The following is a 23,182-nucleotide window of genomic DNA, read 5'->3' as shown; positions in this document are numbered from 1 at the left end:
AGGTTCGTGTCGAGGGGACGACGCTCTCTCGGTATCGGGAGGAGAAGCGCCACCGCCCTCAGATGATGCCGAGGGCGAGCATCGCGTCGGCCACTTGGATGAAGCCGGCGACGTTGGCGCCGGTGAGGTAGTTGCCGGGGGCGCCGTACTCGTCGGCGGTCGCCAGGCACCGGTCGTGGATGCCGTGCATGATGTCGGCCAGGCGTTGTTCGGTGTGGTCGAAGGTCCAGGTGTCGCGGGAGGCGTTCTGCTGCATTTCCAGGGCGCTGGTCGCCACGCCACCGGCGTTGGCGGCCTTGCCGGGGGCGAAGGTCACGCCGGCCTCGGTGAACAGCCGGACGGCCTCGGGTGTGCAGGGCATGTTGGCGCCCTCGGCGACGAGGGTGCATCCGTTCGCGACGAGCGTGGCGGCGTCGGCCCCGTTCAGCTCGTTCTGGGTGGCGCACGGCAGGGCGATGGCGCAGGGAATCTCCCAGACGGGGCGGCCGGTGACGTACCGGGCGGCGCCGCCGCGTTCCTCGGGGTAGGCGTGGATCCGTGCGCGGCGCACCTGCTTGAGTTCCTTGAGCAGGTCGAGGTCGATGCCCTTTTCATCGACCACGTATCCCCCGGAGTCCGAGCATGCGATGACGGTGCCGCCGAGCTGCTGGACCTTCTCGATGGCGTGGATGGCCACGTTGCCCGATCCGGAGACGACGACCTGCTTGCCCTCGAAGGAGTCGCCGCGGGTTTTCAGGATCTCCTCGACGAAGAACACGGTGCCGTAGCCGGTTGCCTCGGTGCGCACCTGTGAGCCGCCCCAGGCGAGGCCCTTGCCGGTCAGGACGCCTGACTCGTACCGGTTGGTGATCCGTTTGTACTGGCCGAACAGATAGCCGATCTCCCGGCTGCCGACCCCGATGTCGCCCGCCGGCACGTCGGTGTACTCGCCGATGTGCCGGTACAGCTCGGTCATGAGTGCCTGACAGAACCGCATGATCTCACCGTCGGAGCGGCCTTTCGGATCGAAGTCCGAGCCGCCCTTGCCACCACCGATGGGTAGCCCGGTGAGCGCGTTCTTGAAGATCTGCTCGAAGCCGAGGAACTTCACGATTCCGAGGTAGACGCTCGGGTGGAAACGCAGACCGCCTTTGTACGGCCCGAGCGCGGAGTTGAACTCCACCCGGAACCCGCGGTTGATCTGCACGACACCGGTGTCGTCGACCCACGGCACCCGGAAGATGATCTGCCGCTCCGGTTCACACAACCGCCGGATCACCGCGCTGTCGGCGTACTCCGGATGCTTGGCGACCACCGGACCGAGGCAGTCGAGCACTTCGTGCACGGCCTGGTGGAATTCGACCTCGCCCGGGTTTCGCCGCAGTACCTCGGCGTAGATCTCACCCAGCTTCTCGTCCAGACCCGGCACGCAATGCTCCTCTCCTCGCGGACGGCGTCAACCCTCACAAAACGGTCTCATGAGGACCAGCCGCGGAGGACACGGAAGTCATGTGACAACTGCCACCACGGCGTGCGGCTACTCAACCGCCGATGGCCGTGACCGATGCGGCGGACGGACTCCCGGCTTTGAAAGGGCCCTAGATCGAGACGGTGCTGACGGGCAGCGCCGGGTTCGCCGAGAAGTCGAGCGAGCTCGGCGTGCACCCGGCGGCCACCACGTGCGCGCCGAGCGCCGCGATCATGGCGCCGTTGTCCGTGCACAGCCGTGGTCTCGGCACGCGCAGCTCGATGCCTGCCGCCTCGCACCGTTCCGCGGCCAGCGAGGACAGCCGGGAGTTGGCGGCCACGCCGCCGGAGATCACGAGCGTGCCGATGCCCGACTCGGTGGCCGCGCGCACGGCCTTGGCGGTGAGCACATCGGCCACGGCTTCCTGGAACGAGGCCGCGACGTTGTCGACGGGGATGGGATCGCCGCGCCGTTCGGCCGCCTCGACCCACCGCGCGACGGCGGTTTTGAGGCCGGAGAAGGAGAAGTCGAACGGGGCGTCGCGAGGTCCGGTCATGCCGCGCGGGAACGCGATCGCCCGAGGGTCGCCGTTCTTGGCGGCCTTGTCGATCGGCGGCCCGCCTGGGTAGGGCAGGTCGAGCAGGCGGGCGACCTTGTCGTACGCCTCCCCCGCGGCATCGTCCACTGTGGAGCCGATTTCGGTGATCTTGCCTGCGATGTCGTCGACGCGCAGCAGCTGCGTGTGCCCGCCGGACACGAGCAGCGCGAGACACGGCGCGGGTAGCGGGCCGTGCTGGAGGGTGTCGACGGCGATGTGCCCGGCGAGGTGGTTGACACCGTAGAGCGGCACGTCGAGTGCGGCGGCGTAGGCCTTGGCCGCGGAGACGCCGACGAGCAACGCTCCGGCGAGTCCGGGGCCTGCGGTGACTGCGATGGCGTCCACATCGGACAGCTCGAGGCCGGCGGTGTCGAAGGCGCGCCGGGCGGTGGGCACCATCGCTTCGAGGTGTGCCCTGCTGGCGACCTCGGGCACGACGCCGCCGAAGCGGGCGTGTTGCTCGACGCTGGAGGCGACCTCGTCGGCGAGGAGCTCCACGGTGCCGTCGTCGTGCAGGCGGACCAGTCCGACGCCGGTCTCGTCGCACGAACTCTCGATGCCCATGACGATGCGGGACATCAGCGGGCCACCTCCTGTGCTCGCCGGACCGGCCGCGTCATCGTGTAGGCGTCGGCTCCGGATGGCTGGTAGTAGCGCTTGCGCAGGCCGACGCGGCTGAAGCCGTGTTTCTCGTAGAGCCTGATGGCGCTGTCGTTGTCGGTTCGGACCTCGAGGAAGACGGGCGCGGCCAGTTCGTCGGCGCGGGTGAGCAGCGCTTCGAGCAGTGCGGTGCCGATGCCGTGGCCCTGCTTGTCCGGCAGTACGCCGATGGTGTGGACGCTGGTTTCCCAGTCGCCGGGCCTGCCGAGCAGTGCCAGGCCGGCGTATCCGGCCACCTCGCCGTCGTCGTCGAGCGCGACGAGGTAGTGGCCGCCCGCGTCGAGTTCGGCGTGGAAGGCGCCTGCGCTCCACGGGCTGTCGCCGGAGAAGAGGATCTTCTCGATCTCGACGCAGCGGCGGATGTGCTTGCGGCGCATGGGTTCCAGTCTCACGACGTGGTCACCCGTTTCCGCGTGGCCGGCTCGGCGGCGTCCGGCCTGCGCAGGTAGAGCGGCGTGAGCGGGCCCGGTGTCTCGCCGCCGAGGATGGCGGCCTTCGCTGCGGCGACGAGGCCGAGCGGGGTGGGCTTCGGGTGGTCGAGCGCCCGCGGTACCTCGTCGAGGTCTGCGGGCTTGTCGACGTGCGGGCCGTCGACGCGGTGGCCCTCGGCGTCGTAGTCGGCCCAGTAGACCTCCTTGCGGCGTGCGTCGGTGAGCACCCGGAAGGGCTCGCCGCGCTCGGCGTCCTCGGCGATGGCGTCGAGGGTGCACACCGGGTAGGCCGGGATGCCGAGGCTGTGGGCGAGCGCGGCCGCGGTGACCATGCCCGCGCGCAGGCCCGTGTAGGGGCCGGGGCCGGTGCCGCAGGCGATGGCGTCGAGGTCGCGCAGGGTGTGCCCGGCCTCGGCGACGGCGTCGCGGACGTGGGGGGTGAGCAGCTCGCCGTGGGCGCGGGCGTCGAGGGTGACGCGCTCGGCGAGTAGGCGGGTGGCCCCGCTCTCGCGGTCCACGGAGACGACACCGGCGGTGACGGCGGGCGTGGCGGTGTCGATGGCGAGTACTAGCACCCTTCGAGCGTACGACCAGCCGATCGGGTCACGCGCACAACCTGGGCGTTGGCCGCGCGTCTGGGGTGGCGATGAAGATCCTCCGTCTCGCGCTGACCGTGCCCGTGGCCGTGCTCGTGTATGCGCTGGTCGCCGCGCCCGCGTCAGCCGGCTCCCTGTTGCTTGTCGACAAATCGACCGTATCGCCTGGTGGGGTCGTTCACGTGACCGCGAGGTGTCCGCTCGCGGAGGGCATCAGCCACGTCGGCTCTCCCGCCTTCACCGCGACCGGTCACGACGGTCCCTACACCGGCAACGGTGGTGTCGCCGTGTTCACCGAGCACGTGGGTGGCATGGGCTCCGGGCACGCGCGGATCCGCTCCGATGCCGCGCCGGGGACGTATCCCGTGGTACTGCGGTGCGGTGGAGGTCACGCGGCCGAGGTGCCGCTGACGGTCACCCGCTGACCGCGTGGCGGCCCGGCCGCAGTGAAGGCCACCATGCCTGCGCTGGTCGAACACAGCGTCTCCGTTGCGGGTGCTGGCGGAGACGGGCGGGCGCAGTGAAGGTGGCCTTCACTGCGGCGCGCTGACGCGTCACTCCGCGTCGTCGTCGGGGTTCCAGGCGAGCAGGCGGACCTTGGCGACGGTGCGCAGGTGCCTGCGCATGGCGGTGGCGGCCTTGCCGCCGTCGCCTCTGCTGATGGCGTCGAAGATCGCCAGGTGCTGACTGAGCGAGCGCGACGGCCTGCCGGGCTGCCGCAGCGACTCGGTGCGGCTCTCGGTGATCTGCTCGGCGATGGAGCGCATGAACTCGGCGAGCATCGAGCTGTGTGCGGCGGCCGTGACGGCGGCGTGGAACCGGCGGTCGCCCTCCACGCCGTGTCCGCCCTCGGCGATCTCGGCGCGCATGTGGTCGAGTGCGGCCTCGAGCGCGTCGAGGTCGGCCTTGGTGCGCCGCTGTGCCGCGAGTTCCGCGAGCTTCGTCTCGAGCGCTTCCCGGGCCTCGAGGACGTCCGGCAGGCGTTTGCGGCGCTCGACGAGCTGCTCGACCGGTTCCGCGTCGAGGGTGTCCCTGACCAGGTAGGTGCCACCGCCGTGACGGGCCTCGACGAGGCCCTGCACCTCGAGCACCACGATCGCCTGCTTGATCGACGCCCGGCTCACGCCCAGCCGCTGGGCCAGCTCCCGCTCGGCGGGCAGCTTGTCGCCCGCGCTGAGCCGGGCGCTCGTGACGTACTCGCGCAGCCGTTCGAGCACCTGCTCGTACAGCCGGGTGCGGGCCATGGGCCGCAGGGCATCAGGCACGCGGGCCCCCTTCGATCGCGCTGACCTGCCGGTCTCCGGGAGCGTAGCAGCCCAAGCTTCCCGTGGAATGGCTCAGCCACTATGCCACTATGTGGCTGAGCCACTGCGCCACCAACCCACTGCGCCACTGATCCACTGAGCCACTAGTTTCCAGCCATTCAACTCATTGGGCCACCAACCCACCGAGCCACTGTTCCAATTGAGCCACTAACGCACTGCGCCATTCTTCCAATGCCCCACTGCTCCACCCAGCGCCTTTGCGGCTTGACACCGGCACCCCTCACCGCGCAAAGTGGTTCAGCCACTCGTCCACTAGGCCATTACGCCACTGAGCCACTAGGCCACTGAGCCACCGGGCCGGCGAACCATTCGCACCGGCCAAGCCCCATCGGCAGCGAGCCCAACGACGGGAGATCCGCATGTCAGCCGAGCTCGTCTCGATACTTGTCCTCGTGGTGGTGTTCGTGCTCGCCACGACGAGATCGATCAACATGGGGGCGTTGGCGTTCGCGGCCGCGTTCGGGGTCGGCACGCTGGCCGCGGGTATGGATACCGACGAGATCTTCGCGGGTTTTCCGGGGGATCTGTTCGTGGTGCTCGTCGGCGTGACGTATCTCTTCGCTATCGCGAGGGCGAACGGCACCACGGACTGGCTGGTGCACGCGTCGATCCGGCTGGTCGGCGGGCGGTTGGCGCTGATCCCGTGGGTGATGTTCGCGATCACGGGTGCGTTGACGGCGATCGGCGCCGTGAGCCCGGCGGCTGTGGCGATCGTGGCGCCGATCGCGCTGAACTTCGCGGCGCAGTATCGGATCAGCCCGTTGTTGATGGGCGCGATGGTGGTGCACGGAGCGCAGGCGGGCGGGTTCTCGCCGATCAGCATTTACGGCACGATCGTCAATGGCATCGTGGCGCGCGAGAGCCTCCCGGGCAGTGAGCTGGTGCTGTTTCTGGCGAGTGTGGTCGTGAACCTCGTGATCGCCGCGATCGTGTTCGTCGTGTGCGGCGGGCTGAAGCTGTCGCGCCCGGTCGCGCAAGCCCGGCAGCTCGCCACCGTCGGCGGTGGTTCCTCCCCGGCCGGTGGTGCCGGGGACGGTGGCGGCACCGAGGGCGGCCCGAGCATCCCGCGCCTGACGCCCGCCCGCATGGCGACGCTCGCGAGCCTGGCCGTGCTGATGGTGTGCGCACTCGTGCTCGACCTCGACGTCGGCCTGACGGCCATCACGCTCGCCGTGCTGTTGAGCGTCTTCTGGCCGGATACGAGCAAGCAGGCGATCGGCCAGGTCACGTGGCCGACGGTGTTGCTGATTTGCGGCATGCTCACCTATGTCGGCGTGCTGCAGGAGATGGGCACGATCGACTACGCGGGCAACGCCGTCTCCGACATCGGCGTTCCGCTGATCTCGGCGCTGCTGCTCTGTTACATCGGTGCGCTCGTGTCGGCGTTCGCGTCGAGTGTCGGCATCATGGGCGCGCTCATCCCGCTGGCGGTGCCGTTCCTGCTGGAGGGCAGCATCGGCCCGGTCGGGATGATCGCGGCGCTGGCGGTGGCCTCGACGGTGGTCGACGTGAGCCCGTTCTCCACCAACGGCGCGCTCGTGCTGGCGAGCGCACAGGATGTGGACCGGGATCGATTCTTCCGGCAGCTCATGGTGTACGGGGGCATCATTGTCGCCGTGGCACCGCTCGCCGCCTGGCTCGTGCTGATCGTGCCCGGCTTCGGGTGACCCCAGTGATCGATGAAGGAGACCGCGTGACTGTGCTCTTCCCCTCGCTACACACCACACCGGACAAGACGGCGCTGCGCTTCGGCGAGAAGTCGCTCACCTACCGCGAGCTGGCCGGCGTGGCCGGGACGCTCGCGCGGCGGCTGAGCGGCTTGTCCCGGGTCGCGGTGTGGGCGACGTCCAGCATGGAGACGAGCGTCGCGGTGGTCGCCGCGCTCGCCGCCGGTGTGCCCGCCGTGCCGCTCAATCCGAAGCTCGGGGAGCGGGAGCTGGCGCACATCGTGTCGGACAGCGAGCCGGCGCTCGTGCTGGCGGAGCCGGGTGTGGCCTTGCCGGAGGGGTTGCGTGACGTGCCTCGCGAGGACGTGACGCTGACCGGCACGGCTGCCGGGCTGCCGCCGGAGCCGGACGGCGAGGCGCCCGCGTTGATCGTCTACACCTCGGGCACCACGGGCCCGCCGAAGGGTGTCGTGCTGCCGCGCAGGGCGATCGCCACCACGCTCGACGCGCTGGAGGACGCGTGGCAGTGGAGTGCCGACGACGTGCTGGTGCACGCGTTGCCGCTGTTCCACGTGCACGGCTTGATCCTCGGGATCCTGGGGCCGCTGCGGCGCGGCGGTTCGGTGCGGCACCTCGGCAGGTTCTCCACGGATGGGATCGCGACGGCTCTGGCCGAGGGCGGCACGATGATGTTCGGGGTTCCCACGATGTACCACCGGATCGCGACGGAGGTCGGCGACAACCCGCGCCTGGCTGGGGCGTTGCGCGGCGCCCGCCTGCTGGTGTCGGGGTCGGCGGCGTTGCCGGTGCACGACCATCAGCGGATCACGGCGGCGACGGGGCAGCAGGTGGTGGAGCGTTACGGGATGTCGGAGACGCTCATGAACACGAGCGTCCGGGCGGACGGCGAGCGCAAGCCCGGCACGGTGGGCGTTCCGCTGCGGGGTGTGGAGCTGCGGCTGGTTGACGAGGCCGGTGTGCCGATCGAGACCAGTGACGGCGAGACGGTCGGCGAGATCCAGGTGCGCGGCCCGAACCTGTTCACCGAGTACCTGAATCGGCCGGACGCGACGGCGGAGGCGTTCAGCGACGGTTGGTTCCGCACGGGCGACATGGCGACCCGCGACGGTGACGGCTACATCCGCATCGTCGGCCGCAAGGCCACCGACATCATCAAGAGCGGCGGCTACAAGATCGGCGCCGGGGAGATCGAGAACGCGCTGCTGGAGCATCCTGCGGTGTCCGAGGTGGCGGTGACGGGCGAGCCGGACGACGACCTCGGTGAGCGCATCGTGGCGTGGGTGGTGCCGAGCGGCGAGCCGCCGTCGGAGCAGCAGCTCGCCGATCATGTGGCGCGGCTGCTGACGCCCCACAAGCGGCCGCGTGTGGTGCGGTTCCTGTCGGCGTTGCCGCGCAACGACATGGGCAAGGTGATGAAGCGGGCCCTCAATGCCTGACTCCGCGCGCGCGACGATCGAGGCGGTGGCGTCGGCGTTCACCGAGTTGCCCGTGGACGACGGTCCCGATCCTGGTGTGGATGGCCCCATCGGCTGGCGGGGGTACGACGGGGCGCGCGTGAGCGCGGCGGAACGCACCGGTGAGCGGGAGTCGGTGGTGTGCGGCGTCGGGAAGGTGGGCGACGCCGAGGCGATGCTGATCGCGTTCGAGTTCGGCTATCTGGGCGGCTCGCTCGGCGGGCGGACGGGTCTGCGGTTGGAGCGCGCGTTCGGGCGGGCGCGGGAGCTGGGTGTTCCGGTGGTGTCGCTGATCGCCACTGGTGGCAGTCGGATGCAGGAGGGTATGCGGGCGCTGTCGCAGTTGCAGCGCATCGCGCGGGAGTCGGCGCTGACGAGGGCGGCGGGGTTGCCTCAGGTCGCGGTGTTGCGCGACCCGACGACGGGTGGCGGCTGGGCGACGCTCGGCGCCGGGGCGGACGTGACGCTTGCGCTGCCGGGTGCGCAGGTGGGGTTCGCCGGGTCGCGGGTGCGCCCGCCCGGCGACCCGGCGGCGTACACGGCGGAGGGGCAGTTCGCCTCGGGCCACGTCGACCAGCTTCTCGACCCGGCGTGGCTGCGGGCGAAGCTCGAACGGTGGTTGCGCTTACTGACCACTCCGGGGACCGAGGCCGTGCCCCCTGGTGCGCTCGGTGGCGCGGACCTGCCGGACACGGGCTGGGCGGCGGTACAGCAGGCGCGTGCGGCGAGCCGTCCCCGCGCCGAGTCCTATGTGGACGCGTATTTCGAGTGGCGGGAGGACATCAGCGGCGACCGCTGCGGCGGCGTTGACGACGGGGTGCTGTGCGGGTTCGGGTACCGAGACGGTGCGACGATCGCGTACGCGGCGCAGTGTGGGACGGCGACGCGCCCGGCGGGTTTCCGCACGGCGGCCCGGCTCGTGCGCTTGGCGGACCGGTTGGGCATCCCGGTGCTGACGCTGGTGGACACGCCGGGCGCGGCGAACGACGCCGACGCCGAGCGGGCGGGGATCGGTCCGGCGATCGCGGAAATGTTCGAGGCCGTCGCGTCGGCCAGGGTCCCGGTGACCACGCTGGTGATCGGTGAGGGCGGTTCGGGTGGAGCTCTCGCGTTCGCCGCGGAGGGCCGGACCTGGGTCACGCCGGACAGCTATTTTTCGGTAACGTCGCCGGAAGCGGCGGCCAGGATCCTGAAACGCGCGGAGGCGGAGGTTCCGACGACGGCCGACCAGCTGCGCCTGCGCCCCCAGGACCTGGTCGAACTGGGCATCGCCCGCGGCATCGTCACCCCCACCCGGTAGAAAGTGGTTCCGGGGGTGCTTCGGCGGCGCGAACGGAGCCGTGGCGTCGGTGGCGGGGCGGCTTGCCGAGGCTCGCGGGCGGGAACGGGGCTTCACCTGAGCGGCGTGGCCGGCTTGCTGACGTGAACGGAGCGGTGGCACCGCCCGCTCGGCCGTTCCGCCCCGAAGTGTCGCCCCCACGCGGTAGCGTGAGATCAGGGGCGCCCCTATGCGTCGGGAACGGAGCTTTCGCGTCGGTGGTGATCGGTGTGGCAGGGGGCACCGATGCAGTGAAGGTGGCCTTCGCTGCGTTCAACGCAGGCATGGTGGCCTTCACTGCAGCCAGCCACCAGACCCGGCCAAACCGCCCGCAGTGAAGGTGGCCCTCACTGTGTTCAACGCAGGCATGGTGGCCTTCACTGCAGCCAGGTACCGCCCACACCGCCGGGCACAGCAAGACACGAGTCAGGCATCCCGCCTACGGGTCATGCCGCGAAGGTCAGTTCCTTCGTGCGGTTCGCCCAGGCGCCGTGCGGCTCCAGGGCTACCGTGCGCACGTCGTCGGGGCGGCGGTCGAGCCGCACCACCAGGTAGTCCTCCGACAGGCGTTCGGCGACACCCTCGCCCCATTCCACCACCACGGCGGCGTCTTCGAGGTCGGTGTCGAGGTCCAGGTCGTCCAGCTGCGAGAGGTCGCCGCCGAGCCGGTACGCGTCGACGTGCACGAGGGGGACGCCGTCCGGGGCGGCGGGATGCAGCCTCGCCAGCACGAACGTCGGCGAGCTGACCCGCCCCGATACTCGCATGCCGTCCGCGATGCCCCTCGTCATGGTCGTCTTGCCCGCGCCGAGCGGGCCCGCGAGCAGCACGAGGTCGCCCGCCCGCAACACGCGGCCCAGAGATCGTCCGAAGTGGATCGTCTCGTCGGCCGTGGGGAGTTCCATGCTCATCTGCGCCACCATCGGATCCTACGCACGAGCCGCTGCCGGTCGGCACCGGAACAGACCTTCAGCAACTCGATGATGTGATCGTTCACCAGGTCCGGTTGCTCCAGGTGAACCATGTGTCCGGCGCCGCGGACCCGGACGAGCCGGGCGTCCGGCAGTTCGGCGGCCATCCGTTCCGCGTGCGAGTACGGCGTCAGCCGGTCGGCGTCCCCGCCCACCACCAGCACGTGCGTGTGCTTGAGGCCCGCCAGCGCGGCGTAGCGGTTATGGCTGCCCAGGGTGTCGACGAAGTTCACCAGTTGGCGTACCGGCGACACCCCGAGCATCTCCAGCATGAAGTCGACGAGCCGGGAGTCGACATCCCGCCTGCCGAAGGCGAGCCTGCGCACCGCGTGCCGGGTGAGCTGCCCGCCGGCGGCTCGCACGAACTCGACGAGGCCCGGCTGCCAGCCCGCCAGCTCTCCGACTCCGCGTGTCAGGGGGTTGTACTTCGACAGCAGCGAGCGCGGCAGGCCCCGGCTGCCCACCTCCCCCGCCGCGGTCGCGATCAGCACCACGCCACGGACGCGCTCGGTGAACAGCTCCGGGTCCTGCTGGGCCAGCTCCATGATCACCATGCCGCCCATCGAGTGTCCCATCAGGACGGTCGGCTCGTCGGGCGCCACCGCGCGCAGTACGGCGTGCAGGTCGGCGGCGAGCTGCTCGATGGTGCTGTGCTTGGCCTCGGAGGCCGCCGACTGCCCGTGCCCTCGGTGGTCGTAGTAGACCTGCCGGACCCTGGGCGCGCGCAGCGCGGTGAACGCGCGCCGCTGGAAGTGCCAGCTCTGCCGGGAGAGCGCGAAGCCGTGGACACCGACGACGGTCAGCTTCGGCTTGCCGCCGTCCTCCGGCTCGATCTCCTCCACCGAGATCGGCGAGCCGTCATCGGCGGCCACCGTCGACACCCGTCCGGGCGCGAGGCGGCCGAACGGTTCCTCGGCCTCCTCCTCGCTGTCGGTCCGCAACGGCCGCGACGACATCAGCCGTCGTCCTCGCCGAGGTAGCGTCGCCGCACCCTCGGCCGGTACATGCCGGTGACGATCTCGTAGTCGATCGTGCCGATCGTGTCGGCCCACTCCGTGGCCGTGGGCTCACCGCGAGCGCCCGAACCGAACAGCACCACCTCGGCGCCGAGGGCGGGCTCGTGGTCGCCGCAGTCCACCACGAGCTGGTCCATGCACACGCGGCCCGCGACGGGGCGGCGACGGCCGTCCAGCCACACGCTCATCCGGCCCGACAGTGTGCGCGGCACACCGTCGGCGTAGCCGACGGGCACGAGCGCGAGCGTCGTGTCCCGCTCCGCCGTCCACGTATGTCCATAGGAGACGGACTCACCAGGCTGGATCCGTTTGGTCAGCACCACACTCGACCGCAGTGTCATCGCGGGCGTGAGCTTCTCGGCCTGTGGCACGGGGTTCAGCCCGTACATCGCGATCCCGGGGCGCACGAGGTCGAAGTGCAGGTCCGGGCGAGTGAGCGTGGCGGCCGAGTTCGCCAGGTGCCGCAACGGGTTCAGGCCCACGCCGCGGGCGATCTCGTACGCGTCGGCGAACCGCTCGGCCTGCGCGTCGATCGAGGGGTGCCCTGGCTCGTCGGCACACGCGAGGTGCGACCACATCGCCACGACGTCGATGCGGGGATCGTCGGCCGCGGCCTTGACGAGGTCCGGCCACGCGTAGGGCGGGCACCCGTTGCGGGAGAGCCCGGTGTCGATCTTCAGGTGCACGCGTGCGGGTTTGCCCGCACCGGCTGCGGCCGAGGAAACGCGTTCCAGCTCGGCGAGGGAGCTCACCGAGAAGTCGACGTCGCGCTCGACGCCGGGCGTGAAGTCGACGTCGGGGGTGTCGAGCCAGCTGAACAGGCGCGTCGTGATGCCTGCGTCGCGCAGGTCCAGCGCCTCGGCCAGCGAGCACGTGCCGAGCCACGTCGCCCCCGCTCGAACGGCAGCCCTCGCCACGGGCAGAGCGCCGTGGCCGTAGCCGTCGGCCTTCACGATCGCCATCGTCTCGGCACCGGAGGCTGCGGCCCGCGAGGCGAGCAGTCCGAGGTTGTCGCGGATGGCGCCGAGGTCGATCACGACCTCGGCGCGGGGCGAATGGTCAGCGTTCATGGCACGGGAATTTTCCCACAGGGGCCTAAAGATCGTGCACGCGAGCACGCGCGGACCGGTGCTCCGCGCGGATCCGCTGCCCTGCCTCGGCCTCGGCGGCCGAGGGCTCGTCGAGGCGCAATGCCTGGTCAGCGCCCTCCCACGCGGGCGGTTCCGGCGTTTCGGCGAGTGCCCAGGCGGCCTGCCTCGCGGCGCCCAGTGCCACGTGCTCGGCCGGTTCGGGCACCACGACGGGCACGCCGAACACGATCGGAGCGACCGCGCGCACGCTCGCCGACTGCGCGGCGCCACCGGTGAGCAGCACCCGGCGGACGGTGATTCCGTGCTCACGCACCGCTTCCAGTCCGGCGGCGAGCCCGCACAGCATGCCCTCGACGGCGGCGCGTGCCAGGTTCTCGGGTGTCATGTTGGTCCTGCGCAGGCCGAGGAGCGTTCCGGCGGCCTCGGGCAGGTTCGGGGTGCGCTCACCGTCCAGGTAGGGCAGCAGCGTGAGCCCGTCCGCGCCGGGCGCGGCGGCGAGCGCGAGCCGGTCCAGCTCGGCGAGGTCCACATCGAGCAGCCGGGCGGTCGCGGTCAGTACGCGGGCGGCGTTCAGGGTGCAGGCGAGCGGCAGGAACCGTCCGGTCGCGTCGGCGAAGCCCGCGACGGTGCCGGTCGCGTCGGCGGCGGGCGTCTCGCTCACCCCGAAGACCGTGCCGCTGGTGCCGAGCGACACCACGACGTCGCCCTCACCGGCTTCGAGCGCCAGCGCGGCGGCCATGTTGTCGCCCGTGCCCGCCGACACGAGCACGCCGTCCGGGGTGTGCCCGGCGGGCTGCGCGGGGCCGAGCACGGTGGGCAGCTCGGGCGTGCGGCCGCCGAAAGCCTTCGCGAGCAGGTCGGTGCGGTAGGCGTTGCCGGCGGGCGAGAAGTACCCCGTGCCCGAGGCGTCCCCACGGTCGGTCACCGGGTCGCCGCCGACGAGCCGCCACGTGAGCCAGTCGTGCGGCAGCAGCACACGCGCGACGCGGTCGGCCAGCTCCGGTTCATGCTCGGCCATCCAGCGCAGCTTCGTGATCGTGAAGCTCGCCACGGGCACCGAGCCGACGGCCTCCGCCCACGCGTGCGGGCCGCCGAGCTCGGTGGTGAGGTCGGCGGCGGCCTTGCCGGAGCGGGTGTCGTTCCACAGCAGCGCGGGCCGCACGACCTCGCCCGCGTCGTCGAGCGTCACCATGCCGTGCTGCTGGCCCGCCACGCCGATCGCCGAAACGCCGTCGAGCAACCCGTCCGTGGCCGAGGTGAACGCCGACCACCACTCGGCGGGGTCGACCTCGGTGGTGTCCGGGTGCTCCGCTCTGCCCGAGCGCACGACCGCGCCGGTCCGCGCGTCGCAGACCATCACCTTGGTCGACTGCGTCGAGGAGTCGACCCCGGCGACCAGTACTTCCCGTTCGCTGTTCATGTCCGTCAGCTTCCCTGGTCGGTGCGCACGCGGGCGACCGCCACCCGGCTGCCGAACGCGCGCAGTGCCTCGATCTCGTCCGCCGGTGTCTCGTCGTCGACGAGCACCACGTCGTAGGCGCCGGCCTCGCCGTACGCGTGGGTGGCGGTCCTGCCGAACTTCGAATGGTCGACCACCAGCACGTTGCGCTCGGCGATCTCCAGCGCCGCCTCCTTCAGCTCGGCGTACTCACGCACCGGGTGATACAGCCGCCCGCAGGCGATCGCGGTCGCCGACACGAAGCCGACGTCGGCGCGCAGGCGGCGCAGCGCCGCGAGCGTGTCGGAGCCAATGCACGAGTCGAACTCGGTGTAGCGCCCGCCGAGCAGGAACACCTCACCGCATCCCCCCTCGCCGACGATGCGCGCGACCTCGAGCGAGTTGGTGATCACCACCAGCCGCTCCAGCCCGGCCAGCACGCGGGCGAGCGGGAACAGGGTGGTCGAGTCGTCGAGGAACACCGTCTGCCCGTCCGCCACCTCGGCGGCCGCGAGCGCGCACAGCGCCTCCTTGTGCGCGACGTGCAGGCCCTCGCGAAAACGTTTGGCGGTCTCCATCGTCAGTGCCGGGTACGCCGCGACCCGCCCGCGCAGCTTGCGCAACAGCTTGCGTTCGGCGAGGTCGTCGAGGTCGCGGTGCATGGTCATGAGGCTCACGTCGAACCGCGCGGTGAGGTCGTCGATGCGCACCTCGCCGAGCTCGATCACCGTGCGCAGGATCGACTGCCTGCGCTGCTCCACCGCCGCGTCCGGCGGACGCGTTCTAGGCACCGGGCAGCACCACGGCCTTGATCACGCTGTCGTCCCTGGTCGCCACGGTCAGCGCCTGCTCGACCTCGGCGAGGCCGAAGCGGTGGGTGACGAGCCGGTCGAGGTCCACCTCTCCACCGGCCGCCAGCGAGAGGGCCGTCGGCCACGTGTTGGCGTAGCGGAACGTGCCCGTCACCTCGATCTCGAAGCCCTGGACGTGCGCCAGCGGTAACGGGATCTCGTCGCCGCCCATGCCGACCAGCACGACCCGGCCCGCGCGGCCGACCAGCCGGATGGCCTGACCGATCGCCGAGGCCACGCCCGAGCACTCCAGCAGCACGTCGGGCTCGTAGCCGGACTCGGCGAGCGAGGCCATCGAGACGTCGACGGTTCCGGTCGCGCCCAGGTCGGCGGCCAGGCGCAAACGCTTGGCATTGACGTCGGTGACCACGACCTCCGTGGCCCCGAAGGCCCGCGCGGTCTGCGTCGCGACCAGGCCGATCGGGCCCGCACCCGTGATCAGGACCCGCGAGCCGGGGCCCACGCGCGCCTTGCGGCACGCCCACACGCCCACCGACAGCGGTTCGAGCAGGCCCGCGGCCTCGTCGCTCAGCGCGTCGGGCACCGGGCAGGCGAACTCCTCACGCAGCGCGACGTACTCGCAGAACGCGCCGTCGACAGGCGGCGTGCCGAAGAACCGCATGTGCGGGCACAGGTTGTAGCGGCCCTGGCGGCACTGGGCGCACCGCGAGCACGGGACCCCGGGTTCGAGCGACACGCGCGTGCCGGGCTCGTGCAGCGTCGCGCCCGGCCCGTTCGCGACCACGACGCCGCTGGGCTCGTGCCCGAGCACGAGCGGGCGCTCCACCACGAAGTCGCCGATCCGGCCGTGCTCGTAGTAGTGCACGTCGGAGCCGCACGTGCCCACCGCGAGGACCCGGACGAGCACCTCGCCGGGACCGGGAACGGGCACCGGCCGCCACTCGGTGGTCACGTCGTGAACACCGTTCAGCACGGACACCGTCATGGCCTCGGGAAGATCGCTCACCGGTCCTTCTTACCAGGAAACCGGAGCGCTCTTAACACGTAACTCGGTAAAAACTCAGGGCGCCAGCGAGCGGGCCTGCCGCACCGCGTCCGGGATCGCCGCGAGCACGCCGGACGCCGACGCGGGCACCCCGCGCGCGGCCAGCTCGCCCGCCCGCGCGTGGATGTCGGCCGCCACGCCCGCCGCCAGCCACGGCTCCAGGCCCGACGCCAGCAGCGCGCCCGTCAACCCCGACAGGACGTCACCCGAGCCCGCCGTCGCGAGCCACGACCCTCTGGCCTTGTTCACCAGCACCCGGCCTGCCGGATCGGCGACCAGCGTGCTGTGTCCCTTGAGCAGCACGACGGCGTCGAACCGGCGCGCCGCCTCCCGCACGGCCGCCACGCGGTCCGGGCCGGGCGCCTTGCCGGTCAGCCGCTCGAACTCGCCGTCGTGCGGGGTCAGCAGCAGCGGCGTGTCCGGGTCGCGGGCGTCGAGCACCTCGGGGCGCTCCGCGATGATCGTGATGGCGTCGGCGTCGGCGCACACCGGCACGCCCTGGCCGAGCGCGTGCACCAGCACGTCCCGCCCCGCGCTCCCGGTGCCGATACCGGGGCCGACCACCCACGCCTGCACGCGCCCCGCGTCGAAGATCGAACCGGTGGCCACCACCTCCGGCCAGTGCCAGCGAACCACGTCCGCGGCGTGCCCGGCATAGCGGACCATGCCCGACGTCGCCCGCACGGCGGCCGCCGCGGCGAGTACGGCCGCGCCCGGGTAGGCCGCCGAACCGGCCGCGACACCGGTGACCCCCTGCGAGTACTTGTTGTCGGACGGCCCCGGCATCGGCCACGCCGCCGCCACGTCGGCCGCGTCGAGCCTGCGCAGATCCGGCTCCCCCAGCTCGTCGCCGAGGCCGATGTCGACGAAGACCACCTCGCCGCAGCGCTCGGGGTTGAGCACGTGCACGGGTTTGAGCGCGCCGAACGTGACCGTCGCGGTGGCCGCGACGGCGGCTCCGTCGACGGCACCCGTGTCGGGCTCCACGCCGCTCGGCAGGTCCACGGCGAGCACGGGCGCGGTGACGCGCTCCACGAGCTCGGCGGCGTCGGGGCGCAGCGGGCCCTTCGCCGAGATTCCCACGATGCCGTCGACCACCAGGTCGGCGTTCTCGATCCACTGTGGACCATCGGCGAGCGGGACCACCCGGCCGCCCGCCCTGCACAGCGCCGCGAGCCCTTGCGGGTGTGCCTTCTCGGGTTTGAGCAGCACCGCCGCGACCCCGACCCCGCGCTTGCGGAGGAACGCGCCCGCCCACAGCGCGTCGCCGCCGTTGTTGCCCGCGCCGACCAGCAGCACGACCCGCCTGCCGGAGACCGAACCGGCGTGCTCGGCGAGCATCCGGGCCGCGTGCACGGCCACACCGTGCGCGGCGCGCCGCATGAGCGCGCCCTCGGGCGTCACCGCGAGCAGCCGGTCCTCGGCCTGCCTGACGTGGTCAGTGGTCCAGATTCCGCGCACAGGCCACTGTCTACTCCACCGTCACCGACTTCGCCAGGTTGCGCGGCTTGTCCACGTCGTAGCCCCGGGTGCGGGCGATCTCGGCGGCGAGCACCTGCAGCGGCACCGTGGACACCAGCGGCTGCAGCAGCGTCGGCACCGCGGGCACCTCCACCAGCTCGTCGGCGAACGGGCGCACCGTGTCGTCGCCCTCCTCGGCGATCACGATCGTGCGGGCCCCTCGCGCCTGGATCTCGCTGATGTTCGACACGAGCTTCGCGTGCAGCACGGCACGCCCCCTCGGCGAGGGCATCACCACGACCACCGGCAGGCCCTCCTCGATCAGCGCGATCGGGCCGTGCTTCAGCTCACCGGCGGCGAAGCCCTCGGCGTGCATGTAGGCGAGCTCCTTGAGCTTGAGCGCACCCTCCAGTGCCACCGGGAAACCGACGTGCCTGCCGAGGAAAAGCACGGCCTTCGAGTCCGCCATCCGGCGGCCGAGGTCCCGCACCTGCTCTACTGTGGACAGTACCTTGTGGACGGCGGCGGGCATGGCCTCCAGCTCGCTGAACTCGCGCGCCACCTCGTCGGGGTACTTCGTGCCGCGAGCCTGGGCCAGCGCCAGGCCCACCAGGTAGTTGGCGGCGATCTGCGCGAGGAACGCCTTGGTGGAGGCGACCCCGATCTCCGGCCCGGCGTGCGTGTAGAGCACGGCGTCGGACTCGCGAGGGATCTGCGCGCCGTTGGTGTTGCAGACGGCGAGCACGCGGGCCTTCTGCGTGCGGGCGTGCCGGACGGCCTCCAGCGTGTCCGCCGTCTCCCCCGACTGCGAGACGGCGACGACGAGTGTGTCGCGGTCGAGCACCGGGTCGCGATAGCGGAACTCGCTGGCCAGCTCCACCTCGACGGGAAGGCGGCACCAGTGCTCGATGGCGTACTTGGCGACCAGCCCGGAATGGTAGGCCGAACCGCAGGCGACCACGAAGACCTTGTCGACGTCCCGCAGGTCCTGCTCGGAGATCCGCTGCTCGTCGAGCACGATGCGGCCGGCCTCGAAGTGCCCGCGCAGCGTGTTGGCCAGCGCGTCGGGCTGCTCCTCGATCTCCTTGAGCATGAAGTACTCGTGGCCGCCCTTCTCGGCGGCCGAGAGATCCCAGTCGACGGTGAACGGCTTGCCCTGCGCGGGTTCGCCGTCGAAGTCGGTGACCGTGTAGCCGTCGCGGTCGATCACCACGAGCTGGTCCTGGCCGAGCTCGACGGCCTCGCACGTGTGCTCGATGAACGCGGCGACGTCGGAGGCGACGAACGTCTCCCCCTCGCCGACGCCGACCACCAGCGGCGACGAGCGCCGGGCCGCGACGATCAGGTCCGGCTGGTCGGCGTGGGTGACCACGAGCGTGAACGCGCCCTCCAGACGGCGGCACACCGTACGCACGCTCGCCGCGAGGTCACCCTTCGTGGCGCCCTCGTCGTAGGCACGGGCGATGAGGTGTGCCGTGGTCTCGGTGTCGGTGTCGCTGGTCAGCTCCACGCCGTCGGCTTCCAGCTCGGCGCGCAGAGCGGCGAAGTTCTCGATGATCCCGTTGTGCACCACGGCGACCCGGTCGCTCGAATCCCGGTGCGGGTGGGAGTTGCGGTCCACCGGCGCGCCGTGCGTCGCCCACCGCGTGTGACCCATGCCAGCGGTGCCGGTGAAGGCGTCCCTGCCGGTGGTGTCCAGCGCCGACTCCAGGTTGGCGAGCCTGCCCGCCTTTCGTTCCACCGTCAGGGATCCGGCGCCGTCGAGCACCGCGACACCCGCCGAGTCGTAACCCCGGTACTCCATCCGGCGCAAGCCGCCGAGCACGACGTCGAGCGCCTGCCGATGCCCGACGTATCCCACGATTCCACACACGCGCCCCAGCGTAACGACACCCCGGGAGCGGCCTGGCCGGGCACGGCGGCAGCGCGTTCCACCCGTGGCGCACCTGCCGCCACCTGATCGTTCGGCTACCCTCCAGCCATGGCCAGCAAGCCGAAGCAGTTGCTCGAGGAGCTCTCCCACCCGGGTCCGCACGAGGTGCTGCGCGGCGACCTCGCACTCGTCGGCCTCCCCGGCGTCGTGTTCGCCCCGCGTGAGGGGCTCAACCTGCCCGCCGTCGCGTTCGGACACGGCTGGCTCCAGCCGCCGGGCCGCTACCGCGAGCTGCTGCGCCACCTCGCCAGCTGGGGCATCGTCGCCGCCGCGCCGGCGACGCACCGCGGTCCGCTGCCCTCCCACCGGCTCTTCGCCGCCGACCTGCGCTCCACGCTCGACGTCGTGCGCGGCGTGCGGCTCGGCCCCGACGGCATCAGCGTCGACCCGCGCAAGCTCGGTGTCGCCGGGCACTCCGTCGGCGGCGGCGCCGCCGTGCTCGCCGCGGCCACCGAGGGCGAGCCGGAGATCAAGGCCGTCGCCACCGTGGCGGCCGCGCAGACCATGCCCACCGCCACCGCGGCGGCCGCGAAGGTCACCGTGCCCGGACTGCATCTCGCCGCCGACGACGACCTGGTGGCACCCGCGGGCGGCAACGCGGAGGCGATCGCGAGGGCGTGGGCAGGCCCGGTGCAGCTGCGCACGCTGCCGAAGTCGTCGCACCTCGGCGTCACCGAGGGTGCCCACTGGAGCCAGGCCCTGCTGCACGGCAAGCCCCACCGCGCGACGCAGCGCACCGTCCGCGCGCTGTTCACCGCGTTCTTCCTGACCCACCTGACCGGCTCGAACACCTACCGGTCACTGCTGGAGGCGGAGCTGAAGGCCGCGCCGATCGCGTACGAGCCGGAGCCCGCCGTCAGCTGAGCACGCGCAGCAGCACGCAGCCCACGCTGCCGTCGGCGTCGAGCGCCGTCGCCACCGCGAGCCCCGGCGAGCGCAGCAACGTCACGACCTGGAACGGCCCCGTCGCCGCGCCGACGTCACCGATCACCTCGGCCGGGTCCACCACCGAGGCCCGCAACCTGGCCAGAGCCGTGCGCTCCGCCTCGGCGAGCGCGCCCTCCGGGGCCGACACGGCCACCGTCCGCACGTCCTCCGCAGCCGCACCGGCCCGCTCCAGCACGCGGTGCAGGCACGCCGCGAGCGCCCCGGCGGGGTCGCCGTCCACGGCGACCCTCGTCGCGATGCCGAGCACCTCGGCCAGCGGCGCCCTCGCCGTGCCCGCCGATTCGAGGAACACCACCGCGGCGCCCTCGCCCAGCACCCGCGTACCGCCCCGGTGGTGCTCCAGCCACGCCCGCGTGGGGCTGTACTCCTCCACGGCACCGCACACGACCCCGCTCGCGCGCCCGGTGGCGAGCAGGCGCGCGCCGTAGCGCAGCACGCTCGGCCCCGACATCCGGCCGCCGGCGATCGTCGTGTTCGGACCCGTCAGCTTGTGCCAGATCGCCGCCTGGCCCGCGGCGCTGTTCATCAGCGCGAACGGCATCGAGGCCGGGTTGACGAAGTACGGTTTGCGCCGGGTCAGCGAATCCCGCGTGAACTCCAGCTGCGTCTGGGAGCTGCCCGAGGTGGTGCCGAGCACCACGCCGGTGCGCGCGTCGACGTCGACACCCGGCAGCAGCTCACCCACCACGCCGACGGCGAGCGCGCTGGAGCGGTCCATCGAGCCCGTGCCCTTGGTGCCCAGCGCCTCCCGCACCACGAAGTCCGAGGCGAGAAACGCCTGCGTGCCAGGGCTCTCGTCGTCGAGCGGGCTCGGCCGCACGAGCCCGGCCTCCAACGCCGCGCGCCCGACCCCGCACGACGAGATCGCCGACCACGCCGTGATCACCGGCCCCATGCGCCTCACCGCTTCCCGAGCACCACGACGGCGTTGTTGCCGCCGAAGGCGAGCGCGTTGTTCTGCACCACCCGCAACCGCGCCTCGACCGCCGTGTTCGGCACGCAGTCGATACCGCAGTCCGGGTCCGTCTCGGTGTGGTTGATCGTGGGCGGGATGAATCGGTGCTCGATGCCCAGCGCGCACGCGGCGGCACCGAGCGCGCTCGCCGCGCCCATCGTGTGCCCCAGCATCGACTTCACCGACACCGTGCGCGGCGGCCGATCTCCGAACGCGCCACGGATCGCCCCGCACTCGGTGACGTCGTTGGCCTTCGTTCCCGTGCCGTGCGCCGAGATCAGGTCCACCTCGCCGGGCTCGACCCCGGCGTCGGCGAGCGCGAGCTCCATGCACCGGCGCACGCTGTCGCCGTCGGGGGCGACCTGGTGGTGGGCGTCGCAGTTGAGGCCGTAGCCGAGAATCTCCGCGTAGCTCCGCGCGCCGCGCTCCCGCGCCGACTCCAGCGGCTCCAGCAGCAGCACCGCGCCGCCCTCGCCGGTCAGGATGCCGCGCCGGTTCACGTCGAACGGCCTGCAGCCGTCCGGATCCACCGCGCCGAGCCGGTAGAATCCGGTGAACGTCATGCGGCACATCGCGTCCGCGCCGCCGCACAGCGCGAAGTCCGCCTCGCCCGTGCGTACCGCGTCGAAACCGTTGCCGATCGCGTAGTTGCCCGCCGCGCACGCGGTGGCGATCGTCGATACGTCCACATCGGACAGACGGAGTTCGCGGGCAACCCCCGTGGCGAGCGTGCTCGCCGGGAGCCTGCGCGCCGCAACGGGATCCATCGACTCCGGTCCGGAGTGGACGTACGAGGCGGCAAGCCGCTCTCCGTCGTCCGAGCCACCGTCGGTGGTGCCGATGGACACGAGGCCGGGCAGCCGCCGCAGCTCCTCCTCGGTGAGCCCGGCGTCGTCCACGGCCATCCTGGCCGAGGCGATGGCGAACCGGGCGGCCCTGCCGACCTCGTCGAGCGGCACGTTGCGCACCCAGCGCTGCGGCTCGAACCCGACCACCTCACAGCCCGTGGCGTGCGCGAACCCCGCGGTGTCGAACGCCCCGATCGGCCGCGCCCCGCTGCGTCCCTCCCGCAGCGCCTTCGCGAAGGGGGCGGCACCGGTGCCGATGCTGGACACGACACCGATGCCGGTGACCACCACCCTGCGCACGGCTCAGGCGTCCAGCGCCGCGCTGAGCACGTCGTACACCCCACGCAGGTTGACGAGCCGCTCGATCTCGTCCTCGTCGATCTCCACGTCGAACTCGATCTCGAGGTTGGCGAGCAGCTCGATGAGCTTCATCGAGTCGGCGCCGAGATCGTCGGTGAACAGGTCGGTGTCGCTGACCTTCTCCGGCTCGATCTCCAGCACCCGGCAGACGAGCTCTTTGATCTCGCCGGCCCGTTCGACCACCACCGCGTTCATTTCAGCCAACTGTTGTTCGAGAAGTCGTCGTCGTCGAACCGCTCTTCCCTGGCGTGCCGGGGAGCACGCCGGGGCGGTGGTGGCGGGGTCTCCGGCTCCGGCTGCTGGGCAGGCGCGACCGACCGCGAGTACTTGCGCTGCTGCTGAGGTTGCTCCGGCTGCGCGGGCGGGGCGACCGCGCGCGAGTACTTGCGTTGCTGCTGCGGCGGTTCCGCCTGCGATGCCGGAGCACCCGCCGCTGCCGGCGACGCCGCCGACGACGGCGCGATCGGTGCGCCGCTCGCGTAGCGCGAGTAGTCGTCGGCGGGCTGCTCCTCGTCCTCCACCTGGCCGAAGCCCATGACCTTGTCGCGGTCGGCGAGCGCCTTCTCGGTGGCCCAGCCACCGGCCTCCCGCTGCCTGCGGCCCAGCTCGCCGAGGTGCTTGGCGGTCTTGTCGGCCACCTGCCCCTGCCGCTGGAAGGTCTCCTTCGCCTGCTGCTTCGCCGCCGCTGACCGGCGCTCCCGCAGCGCGCGACGCTCGCTCATCTCGCGGTTGATCTGTCCCAACCGGGTGATGACCGCCGCGGCCTTTCCCTCAGCCATCAGGACTC

Annotated in this window: 22 protein-coding genes; 5 read left to right on the top strand and 17 right to left on the bottom strand. The window is 71.8% G+C overall.

Going from position 1 to position 23,182, the window contains the following annotated elements; all coding sequences use genetic code 11:
• Nucleotides 1-58 precede the first annotated feature (58 nt).
• The 4 genes from gdhA to tsaB all read right to left on the bottom strand — a co-directional run bounded on the left by gdhA (nucleotide 59) and on the right by tsaB (nucleotide 3,711).
• The gene (gdhA, locus tag BA062_RS05380; protein WP_425452860.1) at nucleotides 59-1,399 is read right to left on the bottom strand and encodes an NADP-specific glutamate dehydrogenase; all 1,341 of its coding nucleotides are present in this window, start codon (nucleotides 1,397-1,399) and stop codon (nucleotides 59-61) included.
• A gap of 178 nt (nucleotides 1,400-1,577) precedes the next feature.
• A complete protein-coding gene (tsaD, locus tag BA062_RS05375) occupies nucleotides 1,578-2,624 on the bottom strand; it encodes a tRNA (adenosine(37)-N6)-threonylcarbamoyltransferase complex transferase subunit TsaD (protein WP_110334880.1) in 1,047 nt (348 codons plus the stop codon).
• Nucleotides 2,624-3,097, bottom strand: a complete 474-nt coding sequence (rimI, locus tag BA062_RS05370; protein WP_110334879.1) for a ribosomal protein S18-alanine N-acetyltransferase — start codon at nucleotides 3,095-3,097, stop codon at nucleotides 2,624-2,626. Before rimI ends, tsaD begins: the two co-directional genes overlap by 1 nt.
• Complete coding sequence (gene tsaB / locus BA062_RS05365; protein WP_110334878.1) at nucleotides 3,094-3,711, bottom strand: tRNA (adenosine(37)-N6)-threonylcarbamoyltransferase complex dimerization subunit type 1 TsaB; 618 nt, start codon at nucleotides 3,709-3,711, stop codon at nucleotides 3,094-3,096. The genes rimI and tsaB overlap by 4 nt, the downstream gene beginning before the upstream one ends.
• A 71-nt stretch (nucleotides 3,712-3,782) precedes the next feature.
• Here tsaB and BA062_RS05360 point away from each other — a divergent pair, with 71 nt between their 5' ends.
• Nucleotides 3,783-4,157 carry a hypothetical protein gene (locus tag BA062_RS05360; RefSeq protein ID WP_110334877.1) on the top strand — a complete coding sequence of 125 codons (375 nt, stop codon included), beginning with the start codon at nucleotides 3,783-3,785 and terminating at the stop codon, nucleotides 4,155-4,157.
• 129 nt (nucleotides 4,158-4,286) lie between these two features.
• On the opposite strand, the gene BA062_RS05355 is transcribed toward BA062_RS05360, so the two are convergent.
• Nucleotides 4,287-4,997, bottom strand: a complete 711-nt coding sequence (locus BA062_RS05355) for a FadR/GntR family transcriptional regulator (protein WP_110334876.1) — start codon at nucleotides 4,995-4,997, stop codon at nucleotides 4,287-4,289.
• A 419-nt stretch (nucleotides 4,998-5,416) separates the two neighbouring features.
• Between BA062_RS05355 and BA062_RS05350 the strand changes: the two genes are divergently transcribed.
• The 3 genes from BA062_RS05350 to BA062_RS05340 are packed head-to-tail and all read left to right on the top strand — an operon-like array spanning nucleotide 5,417 to nucleotide 9,499.
• Entirely contained in the window at nucleotides 5,417-6,724 is a 1,308-nt protein-coding gene (locus tag BA062_RS05350) for an SLC13 family permease (protein ID WP_110334875.1), read from the top strand.
• 32 nt (nucleotides 6,725-6,756) lie between these two features.
• Nucleotides 6,757-8,181, top strand: coding sequence for an acyl-CoA synthetase (locus tag BA062_RS05345; protein ID WP_110334874.1), 1,425 nt, complete (start codon nucleotides 6,757-6,759; stop codon nucleotides 8,179-8,181).
• Entirely contained in the window at nucleotides 8,174-9,499 is a 1,326-nt protein-coding gene (locus BA062_RS05340; RefSeq protein WP_110334873.1) for a carboxyl transferase domain-containing protein, read from the top strand. The genes BA062_RS05345 and BA062_RS05340 overlap by 8 nt, the downstream gene beginning before the upstream one ends.
• A gap of 464 nt (nucleotides 9,500-9,963) precedes the next feature.
• Here BA062_RS05340 and tsaE read toward each other — a convergent pair whose 3' ends face one another.
• The 8 genes from tsaE to glmS all read right to left on the bottom strand — a co-directional run bounded on the left by tsaE (nucleotide 9,964) and on the right by glmS (nucleotide 19,224).
• On the bottom strand, nucleotides 9,964-10,437 hold the full coding sequence (tsaE, locus tag BA062_RS05335) for a tRNA (adenosine(37)-N6)-threonylcarbamoyltransferase complex ATPase subunit type 1 TsaE (RefSeq protein ID WP_168213876.1): 474 nt from the start codon (nucleotides 10,435-10,437) through the stop codon (nucleotides 9,964-9,966).
• Nucleotides 10,425-11,444 carry an alpha/beta fold hydrolase gene (locus tag BA062_RS05330; RefSeq protein WP_110334871.1) on the bottom strand — a complete coding sequence of 340 codons (1,020 nt, stop codon included), beginning with the start codon at nucleotides 11,442-11,444 and terminating at the stop codon, nucleotides 10,425-10,427. Before BA062_RS05330 ends, tsaE begins: the two co-directional genes overlap by 13 nt.
• Nucleotides 11,444-12,574 (bottom strand): alanine racemase, encoded by a 1,131-nt coding sequence (alr, locus tag BA062_RS05325; protein WP_110334870.1) that lies wholly within the window; start codon nucleotides 12,572-12,574, stop codon nucleotides 11,444-11,446. The genes BA062_RS05330 and alr overlap by 1 nt, the downstream gene beginning before the upstream one ends.
• Before the next feature lie 25 nt (nucleotides 12,575-12,599).
• Nucleotides 12,600-14,015, bottom strand: a complete 1,416-nt coding sequence (gene xylB, locus BA062_RS05320) for a xylulokinase (RefSeq protein ID WP_110334869.1) — start codon at nucleotides 14,013-14,015, stop codon at nucleotides 12,600-12,602.
• Between the two features lie 5 nt (nucleotides 14,016-14,020).
• Entirely contained in the window at nucleotides 14,021-14,824 is an 804-nt protein-coding gene (locus BA062_RS05315; protein ID WP_110334868.1) for a DeoR/GlpR family DNA-binding transcription regulator, read from the bottom strand.
• Nucleotides 14,817-15,830 carry an NAD(P)-dependent alcohol dehydrogenase gene (locus BA062_RS05310; RefSeq protein ID WP_110334867.1) on the bottom strand — a complete coding sequence of 338 codons (1,014 nt, stop codon included), beginning with the start codon at nucleotides 15,828-15,830 and terminating at the stop codon, nucleotides 14,817-14,819. Before BA062_RS05310 ends, BA062_RS05315 begins: the two co-directional genes overlap by 8 nt.
• 75 nt (nucleotides 15,831-15,905) lie before the next feature.
• On the bottom strand, nucleotides 15,906-17,351 hold the full coding sequence (locus BA062_RS05305; RefSeq protein WP_110334866.1) for an NAD(P)H-hydrate dehydratase: 1,446 nt from the start codon (nucleotides 17,349-17,351) through the stop codon (nucleotides 15,906-15,908).
• Between the two features lie 10 nt (nucleotides 17,352-17,361).
• Complete coding sequence (gene glmS, locus BA062_RS05300) at nucleotides 17,362-19,224, bottom strand: glutamine--fructose-6-phosphate transaminase (isomerizing) (RefSeq protein WP_110334865.1); 1,863 nt, start codon at nucleotides 19,222-19,224, stop codon at nucleotides 17,362-17,364.
• Between the two features lie 108 nt (nucleotides 19,225-19,332).
• Here glmS and BA062_RS05295 point away from each other — a divergent pair, with 108 nt between their 5' ends.
• Nucleotides 19,333-20,148, top strand: coding sequence for a dienelactone hydrolase family protein (locus BA062_RS05295; protein ID WP_110334864.1), 816 nt, complete (start codon nucleotides 19,333-19,335; stop codon nucleotides 20,146-20,148).
• Here the strand turns inward: BA062_RS05295 and BA062_RS05290 are convergent.
• From BA062_RS05290 to BA062_RS39735, 4 genes are read right to left on the bottom strand one after another with little or no spacing between them, the layout of a single operon-like run.
• Nucleotides 20,141-21,127 (bottom strand): beta-ketoacyl synthase N-terminal-like domain-containing protein, encoded by a 987-nt coding sequence (locus tag BA062_RS05290; RefSeq protein ID WP_110334863.1) that lies wholly within the window; start codon nucleotides 21,125-21,127, stop codon nucleotides 20,141-20,143. The genes BA062_RS05295 and BA062_RS05290 overlap by 8 nt on opposite strands.
• A 5-nt stretch (nucleotides 21,128-21,132) precedes the next feature.
• A complete protein-coding gene (locus tag BA062_RS05285; protein ID WP_110334862.1) occupies nucleotides 21,133-22,335 on the bottom strand; it encodes a beta-ketoacyl-[acyl-carrier-protein] synthase family protein in 1,203 nt (400 codons plus the stop codon).
• 3 nt (nucleotides 22,336-22,338) lie between these two features.
• On the bottom strand, nucleotides 22,339-22,590 hold the full coding sequence (locus BA062_RS05280; RefSeq protein ID WP_110334861.1) for an acyl carrier protein: 252 nt from the start codon (nucleotides 22,588-22,590) through the stop codon (nucleotides 22,339-22,341).
• Nucleotides 22,587-23,174, bottom strand: coding sequence for a hypothetical protein (locus BA062_RS39735; RefSeq protein WP_168213875.1), 588 nt, complete (start codon nucleotides 23,172-23,174; stop codon nucleotides 22,587-22,589). The genes BA062_RS05280 and BA062_RS39735 overlap by 4 nt, the downstream gene beginning before the upstream one ends.
• Nucleotides 23,175-23,182 lie beyond the last annotated feature (8 nt).

This window comes from Prauserella flavalba (assembly GCF_003202235.1).
GTDB classification, from domain to species: Bacteria; Actinomycetota; Actinomycetes; order Mycobacteriales; family Pseudonocardiaceae; genus Prauserella_A; species Prauserella_A flavalba.
The sequence above is the reverse complement of the archived record's forward strand: the minus strand, read 5'-3'. Positions and strand labels throughout refer to the sequence as shown.

Coding starts and splice junctions, on each gene's coding strand:
- tsaD (WP_110334880.1), bottom strand. CDS start 2,624: ATGTCCCGCATCGTCATGGGCATCGAGAGTTCGTGCGACGAGACCGGC.
- BA062_RS05360 (WP_110334877.1), top strand. CDS start 3,783: ATGAAGATCCTCCGTCTCGCGCTGACCGTGCCCGTGGCCGTGCTCGTG.
- BA062_RS05350 (WP_110334875.1), top strand. CDS start 5,417: ATGTCAGCCGAGCTCGTCTCGATACTTGTCCTCGTGGTGGTGTTCGTG.
- BA062_RS05340 (WP_110334873.1), top strand. CDS start 8,174: ATGCCTGACTCCGCGCGCGCGACGATCGAGGCGGTGGCGTCGGCGTTC.
- BA062_RS05330 (WP_110334871.1), bottom strand. CDS start 11,444: ATGTCGTCGCGGCCGTTGCGGACCGACAGCGAGGAGGAGGCCGAGGAA.
- alr (WP_110334870.1), bottom strand. CDS start 12,574: ATGAACGCTGACCATTCGCCCCGCGCCGAGGTCGTGATCGACCTCGGC.
- xylB (WP_110334869.1), bottom strand. CDS start 14,015: ATGAACAGCGAACGGGAAGTACTGGTCGCCGGGGTCGACTCCTCGACG.
- BA062_RS05310 (WP_110334867.1), bottom strand. CDS start 15,830: ATGACGGTGTCCGTGCTGAACGGTGTTCACGACGTGACCACCGAGTGG.
- BA062_RS05295 (WP_110334864.1), top strand. CDS start 19,333: ATGGCCAGCAAGCCGAAGCAGTTGCTCGAGGAGCTCTCCCACCCGGGT.
- BA062_RS05290 (WP_110334863.1), bottom strand. CDS start 21,127: ATGGGGCCGGTGATCACGGCGTGGTCGGCGATCTCGTCGTGCGGGGTC.
- BA062_RS05280 (WP_110334861.1), bottom strand. CDS start 22,590: ATGAACGCGGTGGTGGTCGAACGGGCCGGCGAGATCAAAGAGCTCGTC.
- BA062_RS39735 (WP_168213875.1), bottom strand. CDS start 23,174: ATGGCTGAGGGAAAGGCCGCGGCGGTCATCACCCGGTTGGGACAGATC.